Origin of the sequence: Clostridium sp. AM49-4BH (assembly GCF_003478335.1) — a bacterium.
GTDB lineage: Bacteria > Bacillota > Clostridia > Lachnospirales > Lachnospiraceae > Butyribacter.
In genome coordinates this window covers 20,828-42,218 of record NZ_QUFB01000011.1, presented here as the reverse complement: position 1 = coordinate 42,218, position 21,391 = coordinate 20,828, and the positions used below count along the sequence as shown (strand labels likewise).

The window sequence follows — 21,391 nt, the reverse complement described above, 5'->3', positions numbered from 1 at the left end:
GAGGATGACATCATGGGTAAAGAAGTAAAAACCAATGCGATGAGAATGTTGGATCGGCAAAAGATTCCGTATGAGTTGATGAATTATGAATGTGAAGAATTTGTTGACGGAATGGATGTCGCTGACAAACTTGGGCAGGATTACGAAATGACATTTAAGACTTTAGTTACATTGGGCAAGAGCGGCAACTATTATGTATATGCAATACCGGTGCATCGTGAGCTTGATATGAAAAAGGCGGCACGTGCAGTTGGTGAAAAGCATGTGGAAATGGTGCCGGTCAAAGAGATCAACAAAGTGACCGGTTATATTCGCGGAGGATGTACTCCGATCGGTATGAAAAAGCAGTATACAACAGTGATTCATGAGAGTGCAAAACAGCAGGACAAGATTGCTGTGAGCGGAGGAAGAAGAGGCGTACAGATTCTTCTGCAGCCGGAGGATTTAGCGAAGGCATCCGGGGCGACTTTTGCGGATATTATTAAAGAAGAGTGAGGTATTAAATGTAACTGTTGACAGATAGTTGGAGGAAGGAGAAAGAAGTGAAAAAGAAATCATGCACAAGAGCTTGGTGCGGCGTGCTGGCGGCGGCATTAGTGGTAACTTCCACATCATCGGTTATGCTCGCCGAGGCAGCAAAGGCGCCAAAGCTCAACAAAAAAACGATAACTTTGCGCGCCGGGGCCAAAAAACAGCTCAAAGTGAAAAATTTAAAGAAAAAGCAGAAGGTAAAGTGGAAATCCAGTAAGAAAAAAATAGCGACAGTCAGTAAAAAAGGACTGGTAAGGGCGAAAAGGATAGGAATAACAAAAATTGTTGCAAAAGTAGGCAAAAAGAAATTGGTTTGTCACGTTCGAGTATTGCCGAAAAAGATAGTTATTAGGAGACCAAAACCAATGCCTGTTGCCACTCCGGTGCGGGTAGTGACACCGAAGCCAACCGCAATAGTACAACCATCAGAGACGACCAATGTTAGTCCGACTATGGATGTGACGGCAAAACCGACTATAGCTCCAACGGTGAAACCAACGATGGTGCCGACAGTGAAACCAACGACAGCGCCGACTGCAACGCCAACGGCGAGTCCAAGCAGCGCACCGACAGCAACGCCAACGAAAATGCCAAGTGCAGCGCCACTGCCGACACCTGCACGGACAACAACTCCGAGCCCGAGTGCCGCACCAATAGTGAAGCCAACAGCGAGTCCAAGCACTGCACCGACAACAAAACCAACAGCAACACCAACGCAGACGGCGAAGCCAAGTGCAAGTCCGACAGTGACACCGGCACCAACACCAAGTGCAGCACCGCAACCAAGTGCCACACCGACCGCAACGCCAACAGTAAAACCAACGGTAAAACCGACCGCGACACCAACGGTAAAATCGACCGCGACACCAACGGTAAAACCGACAGCGACACCAACGGTAAAACCGACAGCAACACCAACAGTAAAACCGACAGCAACACCATCCGGGAATGCAGGACAAAATGTTAACCTGAATGGAAAAAAAGCGTTTACGATTGCTGGTTACCAACTTGCTTTGGGATTGACCAGAGATGAAGTAAACACGGTACTTGGATCATTAAAAACAGATGTTAAACGTACCGCAAAATCGCCACAGGGCTTTGATGTTATTGCATTCCGTGCCGGTGGTAATGATACTGATAAGAGTTTTGATGAAAAATACAGCACATATATTTTGATCTACCTGAAGGATGATATTGTAGTTGGTATTAGCGGTAATGCGTCATCAATGAATTTTGATGGAACAGTGTCTTATGGAACATCTGCAGCTACGTTGGTTTCTAATGGATGGGTTGATGTAGACTGGTACAAAACAACAGCCGGCAATGCGGCAGCATACAGTAAGGATGTCGACAATGCAACGATCATTGCATTTGCGGACGCTTATGGAGATGACAAGGTATACAGCATTCAGATCTTCAACAATGCATATTCGATCGCAGATATGACGAAGTGTAGAGAGACAACGCTGCCAATGAATTATTCTGCGGACGTGTTGACAGAAATGGAAACAGAGACCTCGAAATCTTAAATGCATATTTGGTCAACACCGGAGTACGTGCTGTGGATGACAAAGCGTTACGCAAAAACACAAAGGTTTCCAATGTGGCACGTGCGTATAGCAAAGAGCTCGCAGATGAGGGATGTATCGATGCGGCTAATGTTGGAAGGAATCCAGAACTGAGCAAGGCAGCATTGGAGAACGCAGGACTATCATTCAATAATTGGGGCGAACGTATTATGATCGGTAATATGGATGCCATCGGATTCGCAAATAGCGTTATCGAAAGCAACGATGCACGTAACACGCTGATCAGTGCAAATTACGCAATCTGTGGTATCGGAGCAAGCGTCTACACAGAGAGTGCAGGTAAGGCTGTTTACTATCCTAATATGGTAATTGATTTTGTAGACAGGGTATCCGCGCTGTAATCCGTTTTCGAATCAAAAGAAGCTATGATCTGTCAGTGACTATTTGTCAAAATACTGCAGAAAAATACGGAAATAATATGTAAAAAAAGGCAATAAAATGTAAAATTTTATTGCCTTTTTTGATAAAATATGTTATTATAAGTCTACGAAAATGTTTTAGTAAGAATAAAAATGCGATTGAGCAATTATCGCAGATTATTCATTGAACTACATTGGAAATGACTACAGAAGACATTTTCAAAATCCGTCCATATGCAGGAGGCAGACAAAAAAGGTGAGGGCTGTCGCTGCGTATGCCCGGTATATATGAGCGCATGTATACATAAGGTGGTAGGAGTACATAAGTATTAACACAACGGATAGTCTATATTATTCGTTGTACTGGGTGGGAGCAGATTGAAACATACAGTGCGTGAAGAGAAGCAATCCGAAAGGGTTGCTTTTTTCATTATAAGCTCTGTAAGGAGTAATAAAGCCCTGCAACGTCAAATAAAGCTATCCAAAGCCGAATAAAGTTCTGTAAAGAGTTTTCCACGCAAGACATCAGGAGCTCTTTTGACACCTTGGAAATATAATGGTAATATGACAATGCAAAATTATCTGTTCAAACGACAGAAGTTTGAGTTAAGTAGTGAGGATCCGAGGTAAGAGTAAATGGAGGACAAGCATGATTAATATAGGGAAAAAATGTTTAGCTGCGTTATTGGCGGCATCCATGGTATTTGGGGTAACCGGCTGTGGCAAGCAGAAAAAAGCGAAGAAACCATATGTGCAGTCAACAGCAGAAGTTAAGAACGGTACTGCTAAGGCAGAAGGAAAAGGTAAGCAGCAGTCAGAGGTTCCGCTGATTATTGGCTGTGGCAGACTTGATAAAAATTTCAATCCGTTTTTGGCACAGGCTGCGTCTGATGAACAGGTCATGAATTTGACGCAGACCAAACTGTTTGACACGGATCGCGCCGGTCGGCTGGTGGAAAAGGGGATTGATGGAGAGCTTCGTGAATACAACGATGAGAACTATACGTATTATGGAATTGCGGATATTAAAAAGGCACGACGTACCAAAGCGAACTATACGGTATATCGTATTACGATCCGAGATGATCTTCTGTTTAGTGACGGCCAGCCGATCACTATTGACGATGTGATTTTTTCGCTTTATGCATTTTGTGACAATGATTATGACGGCAATGTGCAGCTAAAAAGCAGTAATATCCGTGGGCTGCTGAATTATCAGGCAAATAATGCTCGGGCAGAATCGTATACGGACAAGCAGGTGAAAAAGTATATTCGTAAGAAGCCGGCAGCACTGCAGAAATGGATGCAGAAGCATAGCAGCGATGAGAGCGGGTATGAAAGTGCGCTCGAAAGGCAGGCGCGTTATTTGATGGCGAAGCAGGCAAAGAAAAAAACGAGGGTAAACAGTATCGAAGGAATCAAACGCCTTAATGATTACGAATTGCGTATTTATACAACAGGCTATGACAGCAGATTTGAGGAAAAGCTGCAGATTCCGATCTGCCCGCTGCATTATTATGGAGATACAACAAAATATAGTTATAACGCAAATAAGTTTGGATTTAAGAGAGGAGATCTCTCTGCAATTCGCGCTAATAAGAGTTCACCGGTTGGAGCCGGAGCGTATCGATTTGTGAAATATGACAGTGGAATTGCATATTTCATGGCGAATGAGCTGTATTATCAAGGCTGCCCAAAAATCACGTACGTGCAGCTAAAGGATCTCACAAAACTGTTTAAGGATGAGGATCTGACCGGAGCGAAACTTGCCGAGGAGATGAAAGGACAAACAGTAGATGTGGCATCTTTGGCTTTGACTCAGTCTGACCTTGAGGCAATTGGTGAAATCAACGGAAATGGGAAAATGTCCGGCAATGAGATCAACACCTGTCAAAGTGCCAATGCATCATATGCATATTGGGGTCTCAATCCATACCGGGTATGCATAAATAATGAGCCGTTTAGTGAGCAATCAGCGGCTTTACGGCATGCGATCGCCATGGTAGTTAGCGCATGTCGGGGAGTGCAGATGGAAACAGAAGGTGCAAAACTTACCAGTGTAAATGCACAGGCGGCAAAGGATTCGTGGTTGTCTCCGGAGCAGCCAAATGAGGATAAACTTTGCTATGCAGAGACGCCGGATGGCAAAGAGCAGATCTATAAGACAGATGATGCGGTTGATCAAAAGCGGGAAGAGGCACAGCAGACTGCACTTAAATGGTTGGAAAAAGCGGGATATACAGTAGAGGATGGCAAAGTAACTGCAGCTCCTGCGGGTGCAAAGACGTTGTTTTCAATGGAATTAGCCGGTGGAACGGATACAGTCGGATATCAGCTGGCCACGGCGGTTGCGAGTGATCTGCAAGGGATTGGCATTACAATACAAATTCATACTACAACAGTAGATAAATTGAATAAGAAAGTCGCAAATCTTCGCCGCGGAAATGTATTTGCCAAGAAATCCTCAATAGCATTGTGGTACGCCGAGGAAGAGATGAGCAGCAATCCGGATCTTGCAGAGAGATTTGCATTTTTGGAAAATGCAGAGCTGATGAAAGCGATCAACAAGTCCGATCAAACCATAAACAAGGAAAAGCAGAAAAAATGGACACAAAAAGCGTTTGACGAGATTTATGCAATGATAGTGGAAGTGTCTGTTCACCAAAAGAGTACAACAATGTTATATAGCAGCAGCCGTATCCGTTCGAAGTCTATGACAAAAAATACGACAATGTTCTATAGCTGGATGCGAGAAATTCAAAATATAGATATGAAGGCAGAAAATTAGGATTTTGTGATGGAAATAGTGCTTGTCGATGTGACCATAAGGAGGGAATGGATGGATTTAAAAGTAGGCGATGTTATCAAAATGAAGAAATCACATCCGTGCGGAACAAATGCGTGGGAGCTTAGACGTGTAGGGATGGATATCCGCATTCGCTGCACCGGATGCGGCCACCAGATAATGCTTCCGCGGAAGCAGGTAGAAAAGGCGTTCCGCGGATTTGTATCCCGGAGTGGCCAATAAGCAGAAAAAAAGTTGTTGCAGAGGTTGTAAAGTTCTGCTATAATAGAGAAATGTGACATGTTAATTTTTCCTTGTTCTTTCCAGTGGGGCATGTGTTTTGAAAGACACCGATTCCGAAAGTCACAGAATCGCAGCCGGGAAAGAGCCAGAGACCAAAAGGAGGTACAGACGACTATGAACAAATATGAGTTAGCGTTAGTTGTCGATGCTAAGATCGAGGAAGATGCAAGAGTAGCAACTGTCGAGAAGGCAAAGGATTATGTAACCAAATTCGGCGGTACTATCACAGAGGTTGAAGAGTGGGGCAAGAAGAAACTTGCTTACGAGATTCAGCACATGAAAGAGGGCTACTACTACTTCATCAAGTTTGATGGCGAGGCAACTGTTCCGGGCGAGTTGGAGCAGGCTGTTCGAATCATGGACAATGTTCTGAGATACTTATGCGTTAGACAGGAAGCATAAGAAAGGAAGGTGTTTCCTTCATGAATAAGGTTATTTTATGTGGTAGATTGACCAGAGATCCTGAAGTTCGTTATTCTTCAGGAGAGAATCAGACAGCGGTTGCAAGATATACACTTGCGGTAGACCGTCGTTTTAAACGCCAGGGAGATGAGCAGACTGCAGATTTCATTAACTGTGTGGTTTTTGGCAGAGGGGCTGAGTTTGCAGAGAATTATCTTCATCAGGGCACTAAGATCATAGCTGAGGGTCGCATTCAGACAGGAAGCTATACCAACAAAGATGGACAACGTGTCTATACTACAGATGTTGTAGTGGAAAATCAGGAATTTGCGGAGAGCAAAGCAGCATCTGCAAATAATGCCGGCGGTTATCAGCAGGCAGCACCATCCAGACCAGAGCCGACACAGGCTGCAGGCGACGGATTTATGAATATTCCGGATGCCATTGAAGAGGAATTACCATTCAAGGTGTGATGGACTGATAGACACAAATTATTAAGGAGGTTTCGTAATGGCATACAATAAAGGCGATAACAATGCTTCAAGAAGAAGACCAATGCGTAGAAGAAAAAAAGTTTGTGCTTTCTGTGCAGACAAAGAGCATGATTATATCGACTACAAGGATGTAAATAAGTTAAAGAGATATGTCTCCGAGAGAGGCAAGATTCTTCCAAGAAGAATTACAGGTAACTGTGCAAAGCATCAGCGTGCGTTAACAGTTGCAGTTAAGCGTGCACGTCACGTAGCAATTATGCCTTATACAACTGATTAATTTTGGTTAGTTTATAGGAGCGATCATTATGAGCTTCTGCGATATGCAGAAGCTCTTTTTTTCTTATTTTTTGACCACAATATCTATCAGCGGTGCGCCGCATCTCTTGCACGATAGTTGGAAGTATGCTAAGATAAAATGTACGCAAATATGTATGTTTAGGGACATTATGAAGATGTGTACTAATGATAATATATGTCTTGCAATTTAAAGGAGCAGCCGCAAATGAACCAAAAGACGAATAATAGAATGCAGATGTTGACTGCGATGGCAATTTTTATTGCAGCAGTATTTATCTGGGGGATTGTCCAGTGGCAAGCAACAGGTGTAAAAGAGCCAGCTGTACAGAAAGCACTGGCAACACAGAAAAAAGTGAATAACGTGTCCGATAAAAAGGTGAATATAGAGGCGTTAACAAAGATACTGCTTCAGGACATAAAATACGAAACGAAGCTTAATTTAATGGATGATAGCGTTGTGGAGGGAATCGTATCGTTGCAGAAAGATTCCAAAGCAGCTTTATATATGGGAGAAGGAACATATTCCGATGAAGTGCTGGTGGTCACCGCTTCCTCAGAAGAGAAAGCTAAGAAAGATCAGGGAGCAGTAGAACAACATCTCAAAGAGATGAAGCATTCCTTTGAAGACTATATTCCGAAACAGGCAGATAAGATTGAAAATGCGGTTATCATACGATGCGGAAAGTATGTTGTTGCTTGCGTTACAGATGACTATGAGACCGCCCAAAATAAGATCGTGGATGCATTCGAGGCGGATAAATAGTATATACGGAAGAGGTTAGGTATGGGAAGGTTTAGGCAAGGGAAGATAATTGGTTTGGCGGTGGCAGTATGCTTGATTGTTATTTGTGGAGTCCTGTTATGGCGGGCAAAGCCTCACAAGACAGAAGAAACTCTGGTTATTTCTCATGCGCTTAAGGAAGATAAAGGTTCTAATACAACACATAAAAAACAGGCTGAGAAGAACAGACAGACTCCGACAGCGATGCCGACAGCAACGCCGACAGCAACACCACAGGGTGGATATGCAGAAATTACGTCACATGACAAAATGAAGATATATGAGGACACGGCAACTGTTGTGATTGGAGATACCGGCTATGAACTTTATAACTATGTGCCATCCATTGCGTCTTCTTATGCAAAAGCAATTAATAAAGCGGCCAAACTGTATGGTTCTTCTGCAACAATTTATGACATCATTATCCCAACGAGTGTAGGAATCACCATGCCGGACAATAAATTAGCACATGTTAATTCAACACCGCAGGACAAGGCAATCAAGAAAATCTTTGCAAAGCTGGAAAAATCCGTGCAGACGATATCGTTGTATGATGCATTGATGCAGCACCGACAGGAGTATGTTTATTATCGTACAGATCATCACTGGACGTCCAAAGGGGCGTATTATGGATATGTGGGAATTTGCGAGAAACTTGGCATTTCACCACATGCGTTATCAGAATATGAGAAGAAGAAATTTGGAAGTTTTATTGGTACATATTATGGTGACACCAATGGCGATAAAAATTTTCGCAAAGATGAGCTGGCAGCTTATTACCCGGTGAGCGATAAGATCAGCATGAAATATCAGAACGAATCCGGCAAAATAGTGAATGGACATGTTATTGCGGACTCGTCGAAATATGGAATCAGCAACAAATATTTGGCATTTTTGGAGGGAGATAATGCGTATACGGTGATCACCAATAAGAACATCAAGGATTCTTCCAGTTGTGTTGTGGTGAAAGAATCGTTTGGAAATGCACTTGTACCATATTTGACCGATCATTTTTCCAAAATATATGTCATTGACTATCGTTATTGGAATGGGAAGTTATCACATTTGGTAAAAGACAAAAAGATACAGAAAATCTTTTTTATCAACAACATTTCCATGACGCGCAATTCGTATCTGGTTGGTAAACTTAATCAACAGATTCGCTGATCTTTGTATGGTAACAAGGCAGAAGAGAGGATAACTATGGTATTTAGCAGTGTTGTGTTTTTGTTTTTATTTTTGCCGGCAGTGATCGCATTGTATATTATTTGTCCGGCAAAATTGCGTAATGGACTGCTATTTGCAGTTAGCTTGTTCTTTTATGCATGGGGCGAGCCGGTATATATATGGATCATGTTATTTTCTACGGTATTTGATTATACCAATGGTTTATTGTTGGAATATTTTTTGGCGAATAAAGAGCGTTTTGTCAATTATCAAAAATATAGAAAGATTGTATTAACCGTATCTGTTGTAGGGAATCTTGGGATTCTCTGCTTTTTTAAGTACACGGAATTTTTGTTGATTTCATTGAGGGATCTGACGGGGACAGACATACATATATGGAAGCTTGCACTGCCAATTGGAATATCGTTTTACACATTTCAAACTATGTCTTACACAATTGACGTGTATCGGCAGAAAGTGAAAGCGCAGCATAACCTGATCGCATTTGGAATGTATGTCAGTATGTTTCCGCAGTTGATCGCAGGGCCGATCGTGCGGTATGCATCGGTGGAACAGCAGATGAACGATCGTGTACTGGTTCCGGCAAAAATGGCAGCAGGTCTGCAGCGTTTTATTATCGGACTGGGCAAAAAGGTTTTGCTTGCAAATCAGATCGGTGCATTGTGGACAGAAATATCGACGCAGAAGACCGGGACGGTATTAGGGGCATGGCTTGGGGCCATTGCGTTTATGTTTCAAATATATTTTGATTTTTCGGGTTATTCGGATATGGCAATTGGACTGGGGCATATTTTCGGATTTACATTTCCGGAAACTTCAAATATCCGTATATTTCAAAAAGTATTACGGAGTTTTGGCGTCGCTGGCATATAACGCTTAGCACATGGTTCCGTGAATATTTGTATATTCGCTAGGGGGGAATCGACGGGGCAGAACCAGACAGATATGGAATTTGTTTGTAGTTTGGAGCCTGACCGGGCTTTGGCACGGGGCGTCTTGGAACTTTGTATTGTGGGGCATTTACTATTTTATTTTGCTTACCATAGAAAAAATATTTTTAGGAGAAAAATTGGAACAATTGCCGGGATGGCTGCAGCATGTTTATACCTGCCTGGTCGTTTTATTTGGCTGGGTGATCTTTGCCAATGAGAATATTGCGGATCTGGGACGTTATTTTCTTACGATGTTTGGTGCGAACGGAGCATTGTACAACCAGACAGCTATATATCAATGGTATACCCACATCCCTCTTTTGATCGTATTGATCATTGGATCAACAAAACTGCCTAAACAGCTGCTTCGTAAGGGCTGGACACGGCTGAAGCTTATAGATGCGATCTCGTCTCATCAGGAACAGATACGATTTGTGGCGGCAAGTATATTTACGGTGTTGGTGTTGTATTGCAGTGTGGCATTTTTAGTAAGCGGATCGTATAATCCGTTTTTGTACTTCAGATTTTGAAAGTAGCATTGATCGCAGAGCAAAATCTCCTGTTTTGTGAGCGGTCCTTTGCCGTGGAACGTCTGCGGAATGGAGGATTAGAATGAAACGTCACTGGTATATGATATATTTTGGGCTGATCATAGGAGGCCTGTTTACACTTGGCATAACCATGTTTATCAGACCGGCAAAACATTTTTCGGAAAATGAAAATCGTGTTTTGCAGCAGATCCCCGCATTTTCACTTAATAGTTTCGTGCAGGGACAATATCAGGAAAAATTAGAGAAAGGCGCAGATGACCAATTTCCCGGGAGAGATGGGCTTACGGCAACCGCATCTATATGCAAACGTATGATGGGGCAGAAGGATATTGGAGACACCTATTTGGGAAAAGATCATTATTATCTGGCCAAAAAGACCGAAGATTCTATAGATATGTTTCGCTATATGGAAAATCTGCGATATGTGGAATATGTGGGGAGTCAGAGAGCGTCAAAATCCACGCTGCTTCTTGTACCTGACGCCGGAACGATATTGGCAGACAAGTTGCCTGCGCAGGCACCGTTTTATCAGGCTGCGGCGCTGTATCGTGCTGCCGGTTCGGTATGCAAGCAGACTACATTTGTAGACATTGGACAGGCAATGAATGAACAGAAAAAGTCGGAACAATTGTATTACCGCACAGATCATCACTGGACTTTGGCAGGAGCTTATGTGGGCTATCAGCAGCTTTGTCAGCCGTTACACTTGACAAAACAGCCCTATGAGCATTTTAAGCCTAAGATGGTCAGCAAAAACTTTTTGGGAACATTACATTCCCGTGTGCTTGGTGCAGATGCCAAAGCGGATACGATCTATGCGGCGGATCATTTACCGGAGATTTCTTCGGTGGTGTGCGATGGCAAAGAAAAGCATACGATCTATGATGCCCGTAGATGTAGTACGAAGGATAAATATGCGTACTTTTTTGGCGGAAATTATGGGGAAGTGACGATCAAGATGTCAGAACAAAATCACACAGGAAAGAATCTGATCGTGTTTAAGGATTCTTTTGCCAACTGTCTGGTGCCTTTTTTGCTGGAACAATATGATCAGGTAACTATGATCGATTTACGGTATTACCGAAAATCTGTAATAAACATTCTACAGCAGAAGAAAGATGCGGAAATCTTATTTTTGTATGAAATGAGCAATTTTGCAGAAGATAATAATATATGGAAACTTACAAAATAGAAGAGTTGGACGAAAATCATATGTATAAAGGGAATGATGTATTCACATAGGGATTTCATGGTTAATATACGATCGGGCGCTGCCTTTTTTTGGTAATCATGTAATATCATTTGACAAAATTTAATAATGTTGTTATAATTTGTAATGAAATGTAACATATTTGTAACAAATTACAGGTGAAAGGTATGGTAACTATCGTGATTAGAAAAAATTTAGTGAAGAAAGCAGCGGGGGTCAGTGTTGCTTGTGCACTTACTATAGGAATGAATGTTGTGATTGCAGGACCGGAGGAGAGCGCCTTATTTCAGCAGATGGGGCTGATAAAACAGCAGCAGGAGCTGAGGTTACGAATGCTACAGTCGCTCCGGCAATTGCACCGACACCAATATCTATTAATAATCAGAAACGTGTAACATTAAATCAAGTTGTTTCGGATGAGTTCGTAGGACCGGTGCTTCCAAGTGCAACGCCGACAACAACGCCGACAATAACACCGGCACCAACGGCAAAGCCAACGGTAAAGCCTGTTGCCAAAAGATATCGCAGCCTGGTCTTATCCGTTGCTAAAGATTATGTTAATGTGCGTAAGAGCAGAAGTACAGACAGTAAGGTGATGGGGAAACTTCATCGTGGAAGTTCTGCAAAGATCTTAAAAGTAAAAGGTGACTGGGTTAAGATCCGTTCCGGTAAAGTAACCGGATATGTTAAGAAAGAGTACGTGGCTACAGGAGCTCGTGCAGAGAAACTGTCCACACGTTTTGGTAAGAATTACGCTGTAGTTAAAAAGGGAACAGATACCTTAAATGTGCGCGAAGAAAAGAATACAAAGTCCGATATCGTAACACAGATTACGGATGGAGATGATGCTATCGTGAAGAGTATCTCAAAGGACTGGGTAAAGATTAAGACAGACAGTGGAAAAGTTGGTTATGTGGCAAAAGAGTATGTGTCTACAACACTGAAATTTAAGCATGCAATATCTGCAGCACAGAAGAAAGCTTCTGAGAGTGCCAAGTCAACATCTACGGCAAAGGAACCATCCGGCAAGAGCGGCAGCGCAGTTGTTAAGTATGCATTACAGTTTGTCGGCAATCCTTATGTTTGGGGTGGAACCAGTTTGACTGGTGGTGCAGACTGTTCCGGATTTACTATGAGAATTTATGAGAAGTTTGGATATAGCCTTCCACACAGCTCAGCAGCACAGGCCGGATATGGACGCAGCGTAAGTATGAGCAGCTTGCAGCCCGGAGATCTGTTGTTTTACAAACATGGCAGCAGCATTGGCCATGTGGCTATGTATATTGGTGGGGGACGTATTGTTCATGCAGCCGGCAAGAAATGGGGTATTGTGACAGCTAATGCATTTTATCGTACTCCATGCTGTGCCCGCAGAATCCTTGGTTGATCATATATAATGATCAAGATGTCGAAAGTTCAATTTCATCATATAATTAAAATACCGTAAAAACAAATTAAACAGCGCTTCCTCTATTAACTTCAGAGGAGGCGCTGTTTTGTTGTTCTTTATTATCGCAGGATAAGCGTTGGATCGTTATTTTGAAAAGCTTATCTTATGATGTTTGTAGTTAGAAATCAAAGAAGTTTTTGCCGAAACTTTCCTTGGTTCGCTTATGGCGTTTATGATACTGTACTCCTTTTTTGCGTTTTTTAGTATTTTCTTTTCGAGGAGTATGTTTCTCATAGTGCTTGCTGTGATTTCGACGTTCTGATCTTGGAGCAAAATCGTCGCGGCTGCGGTTTTTTTTCTGCTTCGCATGATGACGTCGACCGCCACGACTTTGGTAGCCACCGCTTCGTTTGCGTCCTCGACGTCTGTGGCTTGGTGTCAGGTTGCGCAACAGTACCGCGATAATGATGATCAATAACAATGCGATGATGATAATGATCACACTTCCTAAAAGTTGATTGTGAAAAACGCTTCCTACCTTGCGGGACAACTGATTCGCAGCATCTGCAATATTGCGGAACAGTTTTTTTTGTATTTTATGCTTGGAATTATTGGCTTCCATATTTGCAATCTTGGCGTTCACCAGATTTCGTGAAGCTTCATCTAAGTGTTTTGTCGAATCAGAGTTCGTATATATAATGTTAGAAGCTCCAACAGTTTTATTGCCATACGTATAAGTAATCTGGCCGATCACATTGTCACCATCATGAAGTTTCACATTTTTATTGTAGGTGATCGATTGCTTTGCAGCAGAAAGTGGTATTCCCTTTGGGAGAACAACACAGGCACCATCCGCCAGGCGGACCGGAGACTCGTCTGCATTAAAGTAACTGCCATAGTTGTTAAACAGATCGGCATTGATCTGCTCATTTTCCTGATTTACGGTGTATTTTTGATACTTTTCAAACCCATAATTCAACAATTTGGTCGTGTCCGTGTATTCGTTTGGCTCGCCCTGTTTTGGTCCGGCAGCTTTCATGATGACGCAGACAAGTTCCATTCCATTTTTTTCACCATAAGTGACCAATGTGTTTTGAGCAACGTGGGTGTAACCTGTCTTGCCGCCAATGGCATACTTGTATTCGTATTTAGGATACCGCCATCCATTGATCATCTGATGATGATTTTGCCATGTGCGTTCCTGTTTGTGCTTATTTGTTTTGGCACAGACATATCGTCTTGTACCACAGGCTTTGCGAAAGGCGGAAGATTTCATTGCCTGTCGGGCGATCACTGCCATATCATAAGCGGTTGTGTAGTGCTTCGGATCAGGCAAGCCATTTGGATTGTTAAAGTGTGTATCCTTTAATCCAAGATCTTTTACGCGTTTATTCATTAATCCGACAAAGTTACTGATACTGCCGGAAATGTGTTCGGCAACTGCCAGACATACTTCATTGGCAGATTCCAACATGATCGCATTCAAGCATTGCTCTACTGATAACTTTTCGCCGGGCTCGGAAAAAATAGTGGAGCTGCCGGTTTCGATACCATATGCAGCAGTTGATGAGACTGTTACGGTTTCATTCATGGAAGTATTTTCTGCTAAGAGCATGGATGTCAGGATCTTAGTAATACTTGCCGGATAATGTTTTTTGTGAGAGTTTTTTTCATATAATATTGTGCCCGTTGACAATTCCATAACAATTGCCGAATCACTGGACAAAGAGTCCTTTTTTGGTCCGGATGGCCATTTGGTCTGTGTCGCCTGAGCCGTTGCAGCGTTGGCAGGGATGGTTAAGGTTGTGATTCCGGTACCGGTTAGCAGCATGACACCACAAAGCAGCAAAGCAACCGTTCGTTTTAGCTTCAACGTTTTCCTCCGTTCTGCGCACCTCTTAAGATAAGCCACTGTAATAACAGCGGTGGAACAATATTTGCGCAAAGTACGCGGAGACGCAAATATCAAAAAAGTAAGAACTTCTTAAATTTGTATAAAGTGGTTTAAGAAACGTATCCGAATGTGCTATACTGTAACAAGCCACTTTATGCGAAAAGAAAAGCACTCCCAGTAGGAATCGAACCTACAACTGCCCCTTAGGAGGGGGCTGTTATATCCATTTAACTATGAGAGCACACAGCACTAATTTTAGCATAGTGCAGGGAGTGCGTCAAGAAATGCAAAGCAGATTGAGCAGTGCTACAATAGAAAGGACATGAGTGAACAGTATGGCAGAAGAGAACAACAATAAAGATAAAAATAATGAATACGAAGATATATGCTACGTATGCAGAAGACCGGAGAGTAAGGCCGGTAAAATGATGCGTTTGCCACAGGGAATCTGTATTTGTAATGATTGTATGCAGAAGACCTTTGACTCCATGACAGGACTTCCGAATATGGGAATGCCGTATATGGATATGTTTAATATGGCACAGCCGCCACAGTATGAGGATATTCCGGAACGTCAAAAGCTCAAAAAGAAGAAACCCAAAGAGAAGAAAAAAGCTGCAGAGGGAGAAGAGGTTTTTGATATTCAGCATTTGCCGGCACCGCATGTGATCAAAGGAAGACTGGATGAATATGTAGTCGGTCAGGAATATGCCAAGAAAGTAATGTCGGTTGCGGTCTATAATCATTATAAACGCGTGCTGACGGATACTATGGACGATATTGAGATTGAGAAGTCCAATATGCTGATGATCGGACCAACCGGCTGTGGTAAAACATATCTGGTGAAAACACTTGCAAGGCTGTTGCAGGTGCCGTTAGCGATCACAGATGCAACGTCCTTGACTGAGGCGGGATATATTGGTGATGACGTGGAAAGTGTTTTGTCGAAATTGCTTGCTGCGGCAGACAATGACGTGGAAAAAGCAGAGCGAGGCATTGTTTTTATCGACGAGATTGATAAGATCGCCAAGAAGCAGAATTCCAAGAGTCGAGATGTCAGCGGCGAGTCAGTACAGCAGGGAATGTTGAAGCTGTTAGAGGGTGCCGATGTGGAAGTGCCGGTAGGCGCAACGAATAAAAATGCCATGGTGCCAATGACAACAATTAATACGAGAAATATATTGTTTATCTGCGGTGGCGCATTTCCGGAGCTGGATAAAACGATCAAAAATCGTTTGACCAAACAGTCCGCAATTGGTTTTATGTCAGAACTCAAAGACAAATATGATGATGATGCCAATATTTTGGAGCAGGTGACAACAGAGGATTTGCGGGAATTTGGTATGATTCCGGAGTTTTTGGGACGTCTTCCGGTGGTGTTTACGCTCCAGGCAATGACGGAGGATATGCTGGCACAAGTACTTACACAGCCTAAAAATGCGATTTTGAAGCAATATCAGAAACTACTTGCTTTAGATGAGGTGGATCTGCAATTTGATGATGGTGCAATCCGTGCGATTGCTAAGCAGGCGGCAGAGAAAAAGACAGGCGCGCGTGCTTTGCGTGCGATCATTGAGAAATTCATGCTGGATATTATGTATGAGATCCCGAAAGATGATCTGATCGGTCGCGTGACGATCACGGAAGATTATATTAATCATGAGGGGGCGCCTCGTATTGAAATGCGGGAAAGCGGAGAAGCAAAATTATTGACACAACGACAAGAATAATATGATCACGGTGAGCATATATATAGAAGTGATTGTATTTCCTTGTGAGGTGAAATACCTATGACCGACTGTGAACAGCAGATTTATTCCAATGAATATCAGGATTATTTGATAGAACACACTGGTGACGAAGCATTGATCAAGCAGTGGTATGGTACGGATTGTGTACAATTCGCCAGCCGGAGGTTTGCAGTGATCTATCAAGCGGCAACAGTTGAGGATGCGGGAATTCGTGCACGTTTTCTACAAAGGCCGCGTTGCTACGGTCTGCTCTCCTCGGAACAAATATTGAACGAAATAGGAGTGTCGGCAGTCAGAAGACTTCCGGCACTCGAATTGTTTGGAAATGGTGTATTGGTAGGGTTTGTCGACACGGGGATCGATTATACGCACCCGGCGTTTATGAATGCAGACGGGACTAGCAGGATCTTAAGTATATGGGATCAAACGATAGAAGGTGGTGAGAAGAAGCCGAAAGGTTTTGCGTATGGCTGTGAGTATAGCAATGAACAGATCAATGAAGCAATCTCGGCGAGCAATCCTTATGAGATCGTTCCGAGCCGAGATACGGAGGGGCATGGAACATTTATGGCAGGAGTTGCCTGTGGAAACGAGACGGAAGATGGGCAATTTTCAGGAGTGGCACCTTCTGCAGCAATCTGTGTTGTGAAATGTAAGCAGGCAAAACAAAATTTAAGAGATTATTATCAGATATCCTCGGAAATTACTTGTTTTAGTGAAGCAGATTTGATTTTGGGCGTTTGTTACCTCTGGCGGCAAGCAGTGCAAATGCGAATGCCTCTTGTGTTGTGCCTTGGTGTTGGTACGAATTTGGGAGGTCATGTCCGTGGCGGTGTGATTGGAGAATTACTGCGGGATTATGGGGATTATCGCGGTACTTTTGTGGTAACGGCAGCAGGGAATGAGGCGAACACAGCGAGACACTATGAAAGTGGCGTTATTTTGCAGGGAGGCAGCGAAGAGGTTGAGTTAGAGGTTGCCGAGGGAAGAGACGGATTTGTGATGGAGCTGTGGAGCGATGCAACGCAGGTATTTTCGATAGGTTTGATCTCACCAAGCGGCGAATATAGCGGAAAAACGGTGCCGAGACAGGCAGAAAAGCGAGTGATTTCTTTCCTATTTGAAAATACAGTCGTGGAAATTCAGAATCTTTTGATCGATCAGGAAAACGGGGACGAATGCATTTTGCTGCGTTTTTTGCAGCCGCAGGAAGGTGTTTGGAAAATTCGTGTTTTTAATGAACAAAATATGCCGGGCAGATTTCATATATGGCTGCCGATGTACGAATTACTTCCGGGAGATACACGATTTTTGCGTTCAGATCCCAATACGACAATCTGTGATCCGGCGAATAATCTTGGAGTTATTACAGTGGCTTATTATGATTCAACAACGCGCGGCATTGCAGTTGATTCCAGCCGTGGTTACAGTCGTGATGATTACATCAAGCCGGACGTGGCGGCACCGGGCATTCAGGTTTTAGGACCAATTGCATTTACCGGAATGACGCCGGCAGATACGCAGAGACAGCGAGCGGAAGAGGCACGTTATGGTATGCGAAATGGTTCCAGCATTGCTGCAGCTTTGACGGCGGGCACAGTAGCCCTACTGGCAGAATGGGGAATTGTGAAACGCAACGACTTGTCCATGGATACGACAACTCTTAAAAAGTATTTGATCCGGGGGACAGATCGGACAGGGCGCGAGTTTCCAAATCGAATGTGGGGATATGGATTTCTGAATCTATATGGGGTGTTTGATGCACTTCGTCCGAAGTAAGTGCTTTTACATCGCGCAAAAGTACGCGGTAACGCAGATAGGCAGCGTTCAATTGATAGATGTAACTGTCGATCAAGTCAGGCTCCTGCACAGAATCCAGCCCGGCATACGCATCTGTCAGATTTTTTTGTGCTTCTAATAATGATTTTTTAAGGAACTTTTCTTTTTTGGGAAGTTCCTTTTTCTTTTCCAATAATCTCATGGCTACATTCATCCTTTCTACCTCCATCTTTTGTAATAGTATAGACCAAATACTGTTAATTTATTCCTGTCCTAAAAAAGAATAAAACGAATAAATATATAGTGTTATCTGAAAAAAATGACAGAAAGAAAGGGGTAGATTGCTATGTTTGCCATGTTGATTGTGGTAATTGCGTTTTTGGTGGTCAAGGTAATTGGGTATGGGGCTTTGTCCTGGATGCAGTACCTTTCGGAAGTGTTGCTCCGATGTCTGTCAGGCCTTATTGTTCTATATGTCTGCAATTTTTTTATGTGTTATCTGAACGAAAATCTTATCGTCAATATTAACGAAATCAGCCTGACAATTTCGGCATTTTTCGGGTTGGCAGGGGTGTTCCTTTTATACTGTTTTCGTTGGATTTTACTAATAGTCTAGATATAGATTTGGCATATTTGCACAAAAATTGTACCAGTTGACAGGGCCGGAAGTGGGGTGCTATAGTTGCGGCACGCTTCACCAAGCTGATGTCTGCAGGAGTGCAAAGGCATGTTGGGAGTACCTGCAGCCGGAAAGCTTGGGATAGCGAATAGGGACGGAGACGGTGAAGATACGAATGGGAACTGTAATCTTACTGTCAAGTTGTAAATGGGAGGTGTGTAGGTGAAGAAGATCGTTGTAGCAATGTATGATGAGGAAGGTTATACGAGACGTTTGGCTGACTACTTTTGTCAGCATCAAAAGAATTTGTTTGATGTCCGGTTGTTTACAAGTGAAGAGAGCCTGCGCAAATTTTTGATAGGACAGGGAACGGAGCTGTTGATTACCGGAGAGCGGGACTGGGAACTGTTTCGCGGGATCAACCATGGTATTCACCGCTTAATATTGCTGTCCGATGGACAATGTGTCAGAGAAGACAATGGACAGGCCGTGTTGTTTAAGTATCAATCTGCGGAAAGTATGTTGCAGGAGGTACTGGCGATCGTGGCTGACGATGAGGAACTTAAGGTTCCCCTTCCCAAAAAGCAGATGAAGGGGACGGAGTTTGTCGGAGTATTTGCACCGTATGGTGGAGCTGGTGTGACATCGATGGCACTACAATTGGCTCAAAAGTATAGTGCACAGACCCGTTGTCTTTATCTGAACTTTGAAGTGTTTGATGGAAAGGTTCTGATAGATGATGAGCGCAATCATGACATATGGAATGCCAATATGTGCAGAGGAATGTCAGACCTGATCTTTTTTCTGCGGCAGAGACAGGAGAAAACAGCGGTCAAGTTACAGTCGCTTATTCGTCGCATTGGAACAATAGAAGGGATTGCTGCAGTGGAGGATTACAGGGATCTGTATGAATTATCTGCGAAAGACTTGGAACGACTGCTGCTCGTATTGGCAGAAGATACAGAGTATGAAAAAGTTGTCTTTGATATTGGATTTTTCGGGGATGGTTCGATGGAATTGTTGAAATGCATGGATAAGTTATTCGTGCCGCAGCCTGCGACGAGATCTCAGCAATGCAAGTGTAAATCCTGGGAGGCATTGCTTAAAAAGGAGGGATTGGAGGAGTGTCTGGCAAAGATGCAGTATGTGGCAGTCAATCGCGGCAGGATCTGACAAAGATCAAGGAGTGTATCAGGGAAGATATTATCCGATGCATGAATCGCGAACGTGTTGTTTCTGATGAAGAAATCAAGGACATGATCCAGCAGCGGGTGCTTGATCTGGGGCATGAAATGTATTTTTCCGTTACTCAGAAACAGGAAATGATACAGGGGATTTTTAATTCACTGCGTAAATTGGATATTTTACAGGAAATTCTGGAACAAGATGATGTCACAGAGATCATGGTGAATGGCTATCAGACAATCTTTATCGAAAAGGCGGGAAGACTATACCGCTATCCACATAGTTTTTCCAGTCAGTCGAAATTAGAGGATGTTATTCAACAGATTGTCAGCAGAATGAATCGTGTTGTCAATGAGGCAAGTCCGATTGTGGATGTCAGGCTGGAGGATGGATCACGTGTAAATGTGGTATTACCTCCGGTTGCGATCAATGGACCTATTTTGACAATTCGTAAATTTCCGAATCAGCCGATCACGATCCAAACATTGATCGAGATTGGCTCGATAACACGAGAGGCGGCAGAATTCCTAAAAAGTCTTGTTATAGCCGGATACAACATATTTATAAGTGGAGGTACCGGCAGCGGAAAGACTACCTTCTTAAATGCACTGTCATGCTTCATTCCGGAGACGGAACGTTTGATCACCGTAGAGGATTCTGCGGAGCTGCAGATACAGGGAATTGCCAATTTAGTCAGACTGGAAGCCAGGGAGGCTAATTTGGAGGGGAAGAATGCAGTATCTATTCGGGATTTGTTGCGATCAGCATTGCGCATGCGGCCGGATCGAATCATTTTGGGAGAGGTGAGAGATGCGGCAGCGTGTGAGTTGCTGACAGCAATGAATACCGGACATGATGGAAGTTTGTCTACAGGGCATGCCAATAGTCCACAGGATATGTTGAACAGATTGGAGACATTGGTACTTATGGGGATGGACATTCCCCTTGAAGCAGTACGCAGCCAGATAGCTTCTGCAATTGATATTGTGGTGCAATTGGGGCGGTTGCGTGATCGCAGCCGGAAAGTCTTAACGATAGCCGAGGTCGCAGGGATGCAAGAAGGGCATATTGTTCTGCGGGACATATTTCAATTTCAGGAACGAGGGGAAGCAGAGGATGGAACTGTCGTAGGAAATCTGCAGTGGACGGGCGCTAAATTAAGTCAAACCACAAAATTAGAATTAGCAGGTGTAAAAGTTCCTTGTGGATAGGGGAAGATGATGGAAAAATCGTAATATTTTCATAGGCAGGAGATCTGATGGAGGGAATGCAACAGTACATTTCGACAAAAGGGGTGATTTGGTGAAAGGACGCAGCAGATATTTCGAACTCATCAAATGCTTTGGAATAT

17 protein-coding genes, 1 tRNA gene and 1 pseudogene are annotated in these 21,391 nt (G+C 43.2%); 17 read left to right on the top strand and 2 right to left on the bottom strand.

The annotated features are described in order from the left end of the window. Positions 1–12 precede the first annotated feature (12 nt). The 13 genes and pseudogenes from ybaK (at position 13) to DW981_RS04815 (ending at position 12,809) form a co-directional block, all read left to right on the top strand. Positions 13–495 carry a Cys-tRNA(Pro) deacylase gene (ybaK, locus tag DW981_RS04875; protein ID WP_118506961.1) on the top strand — a complete coding sequence of 161 codons (483 nt, stop codon included), beginning with the start codon at positions 13–15 and terminating at the stop codon, positions 493–495. A gap of 47 nt (positions 496–542) precedes the next feature. Then, the gene (locus tag DW981_RS04870; RefSeq protein ID WP_118506960.1) at positions 543–2,060 is read left to right on the top strand and encodes an Ig-like domain-containing protein; all 1,518 of its coding nucleotides are present in this window, start codon (positions 543–545) and stop codon (positions 2,058–2,060) included. Between the two features lie 32 nt (positions 2,061–2,092). Beyond that, entirely contained in the window at positions 2,093–2,461 is a 369-nt protein-coding gene (locus tag DW981_RS04865; RefSeq protein ID WP_118506959.1) for a hypothetical protein, read from the top strand. Positions 2,462–3,128: 667 nt separating this feature from the next. Then, positions 3,129–5,267 (top strand): ABC transporter substrate-binding protein, encoded by a 2,139-nt coding sequence (locus DW981_RS04860; RefSeq protein WP_118506958.1) that lies wholly within the window; start codon positions 3,129–3,131, stop codon positions 5,265–5,267. 51 nt (positions 5,268–5,318) lie between these two features. Next, on the top strand, positions 5,319–5,507 hold the full coding sequence (locus tag DW981_RS04855; RefSeq protein ID WP_118506957.1) for a DUF951 domain-containing protein: 189 nt from the start codon (positions 5,319–5,321) through the stop codon (positions 5,505–5,507). A 174-nt stretch (positions 5,508–5,681) separates the two neighbouring features. Next, entirely contained in the window at positions 5,682–5,969 is a 288-nt protein-coding gene (rpsF, locus tag DW981_RS04850) for a 30S ribosomal protein S6 (RefSeq protein ID WP_118506956.1), read from the top strand. A gap of 20 nt (positions 5,970–5,989) precedes the next feature. Continuing rightward, a complete protein-coding gene (locus DW981_RS04845) occupies positions 5,990–6,442 on the top strand; it encodes a single-stranded DNA-binding protein (RefSeq protein WP_022025084.1) in 453 nt (150 codons plus the stop codon). A 37-nt stretch (positions 6,443–6,479) separates the two neighbouring features. Continuing rightward, positions 6,480–6,740, top strand: coding sequence for a 30S ribosomal protein S18 (gene rpsR, locus DW981_RS04840; RefSeq protein ID WP_022025085.1), 261 nt, complete (start codon positions 6,480–6,482; stop codon positions 6,738–6,740). A 225-nt stretch (positions 6,741–6,965) separates the two neighbouring features. After that, a complete protein-coding gene (locus DW981_RS04835; RefSeq protein ID WP_182434138.1) occupies positions 6,966–7,523 on the top strand; it encodes a DUF4358 domain-containing protein in 558 nt (185 codons plus the stop codon). Positions 7,524–7,544: 21 nt separating this feature from the next. Then, positions 7,545–8,708, top strand: a complete 1,164-nt coding sequence (locus DW981_RS04830) for a DHHW family protein (protein WP_022025087.1) — start codon at positions 7,545–7,547, stop codon at positions 8,706–8,708. Positions 8,709–8,744: 36 nt separating this feature from the next. Further along, positions 8,745–10,191, top strand: a pseudogene (locus DW981_RS04825) (MBOAT family O-acyltransferase). 82 nt (positions 10,192–10,273) lie between these two features. Beyond that, on the top strand, positions 10,274–11,404 hold the full coding sequence (locus DW981_RS04820) for a DHHW family protein (RefSeq protein ID WP_118506954.1): 1,131 nt from the start codon (positions 10,274–10,276) through the stop codon (positions 11,402–11,404). Positions 11,405–11,648: 244 nt separating this feature from the next. Beyond that, positions 11,649–12,809 carry a C40 family peptidase gene (locus DW981_RS04815; protein WP_118506953.1) on the top strand — a complete coding sequence of 387 codons (1,161 nt, stop codon included), beginning with the start codon at positions 11,649–11,651 and terminating at the stop codon, positions 12,807–12,809. A gap of 181 nt (positions 12,810–12,990) precedes the next feature. Here DW981_RS04815 and DW981_RS04810 read toward each other — a convergent pair whose 3' ends face one another. Further along, a complete protein-coding gene (locus DW981_RS04810; RefSeq protein WP_118506952.1) occupies positions 12,991–14,685 on the bottom strand; it encodes a D-alanyl-D-alanine carboxypeptidase family protein in 1,695 nt (564 codons plus the stop codon). A gap of 190 nt (positions 14,686–14,875) precedes the next feature. Beyond that, positions 14,876–14,947 (bottom strand) — tRNA-Arg (locus tag DW981_RS04805). Between the two features lie 94 nt (positions 14,948–15,041). On the opposite strand from DW981_RS04805, the gene clpX reads away from it, so the two are divergent. From clpX to DW981_RS04775, 4 genes are all read left to right on the top strand, one after another. Then, complete coding sequence (gene clpX / locus DW981_RS04800; RefSeq protein WP_118506984.1) at positions 15,042–16,436, top strand: ATP-dependent Clp protease ATP-binding subunit ClpX; 1,395 nt, start codon at positions 15,042–15,044, stop codon at positions 16,434–16,436. A 60-nt stretch (positions 16,437–16,496) separates the two neighbouring features. Further along, positions 16,497–18,236: a S8 family peptidase gene (locus DW981_RS04795; protein WP_118506951.1), complete on the top strand. Its 1,740-nt coding sequence runs from the start codon at positions 16,497–16,499 to the stop codon at positions 18,234–18,236. Positions 18,237–19,077: 841 nt separating this feature from the next. After that, positions 19,078–20,028: a hypothetical protein gene (locus tag DW981_RS04780; protein WP_118506949.1), complete on the top strand. Its 951-nt coding sequence runs from the start codon at positions 19,078–19,080 to the stop codon at positions 20,026–20,028. Positions 20,029–20,069: 41 nt separating this feature from the next. Then, positions 20,070–21,251: a CpaF family protein gene (locus tag DW981_RS04775; RefSeq protein ID WP_118506983.1), complete on the top strand. Its 1,182-nt coding sequence runs from the start codon at positions 20,070–20,072 to the stop codon at positions 21,249–21,251. Positions 21,252–21,391 lie beyond the last annotated feature (140 nt).

Coding starts and splice junctions, on each gene's coding strand:
- DW981_RS04860 (WP_118506958.1), top strand. CDS start 3,129: ATGATTAATATAGGGAAAAAATGTTTAGCTGCGTTATTGGCGGCATCC.
- ybaK (WP_118506961.1), top strand. CDS start 13: ATGGGTAAAGAAGTAAAAACCAATGCGATGAGAATGTTGGATCGGCAA.
- DW981_RS04775 (WP_118506983.1), top strand. CDS start 20,070: ATGAATCGCGAACGTGTTGTTTCTGATGAAGAAATCAAGGACATGATC.
- DW981_RS04845 (WP_022025084.1), top strand. CDS start 5,990: ATGAATAAGGTTATTTTATGTGGTAGATTGACCAGAGATCCTGAAGTT.
- DW981_RS04830 (WP_022025087.1), top strand. CDS start 7,545: ATGGGAAGGTTTAGGCAAGGGAAGATAATTGGTTTGGCGGTGGCAGTA.
- rpsF (WP_118506956.1), top strand. CDS start 5,682: ATGAACAAATATGAGTTAGCGTTAGTTGTCGATGCTAAGATCGAGGAA.
- DW981_RS04855 (WP_118506957.1), top strand. CDS start 5,319: ATGGATTTAAAAGTAGGCGATGTTATCAAAATGAAGAAATCACATCCG.
- DW981_RS04795 (WP_118506951.1), top strand. CDS start 16,497: ATGACCGACTGTGAACAGCAGATTTATTCCAATGAATATCAGGATTAT.
- DW981_RS04820 (WP_118506954.1), top strand. CDS start 10,274: ATGAAACGTCACTGGTATATGATATATTTTGGGCTGATCATAGGAGGC.
- rpsR (WP_022025085.1), top strand. CDS start 6,480: ATGGCATACAATAAAGGCGATAACAATGCTTCAAGAAGAAGACCAATG.
- DW981_RS04835 (WP_182434138.1), top strand. CDS start 6,966: ATGAACCAAAAGACGAATAATAGAATGCAGATGTTGACTGCGATGGCA.
- clpX (WP_118506984.1), top strand. CDS start 15,042: ATGGCAGAAGAGAACAACAATAAAGATAAAAATAATGAATACGAAGAT.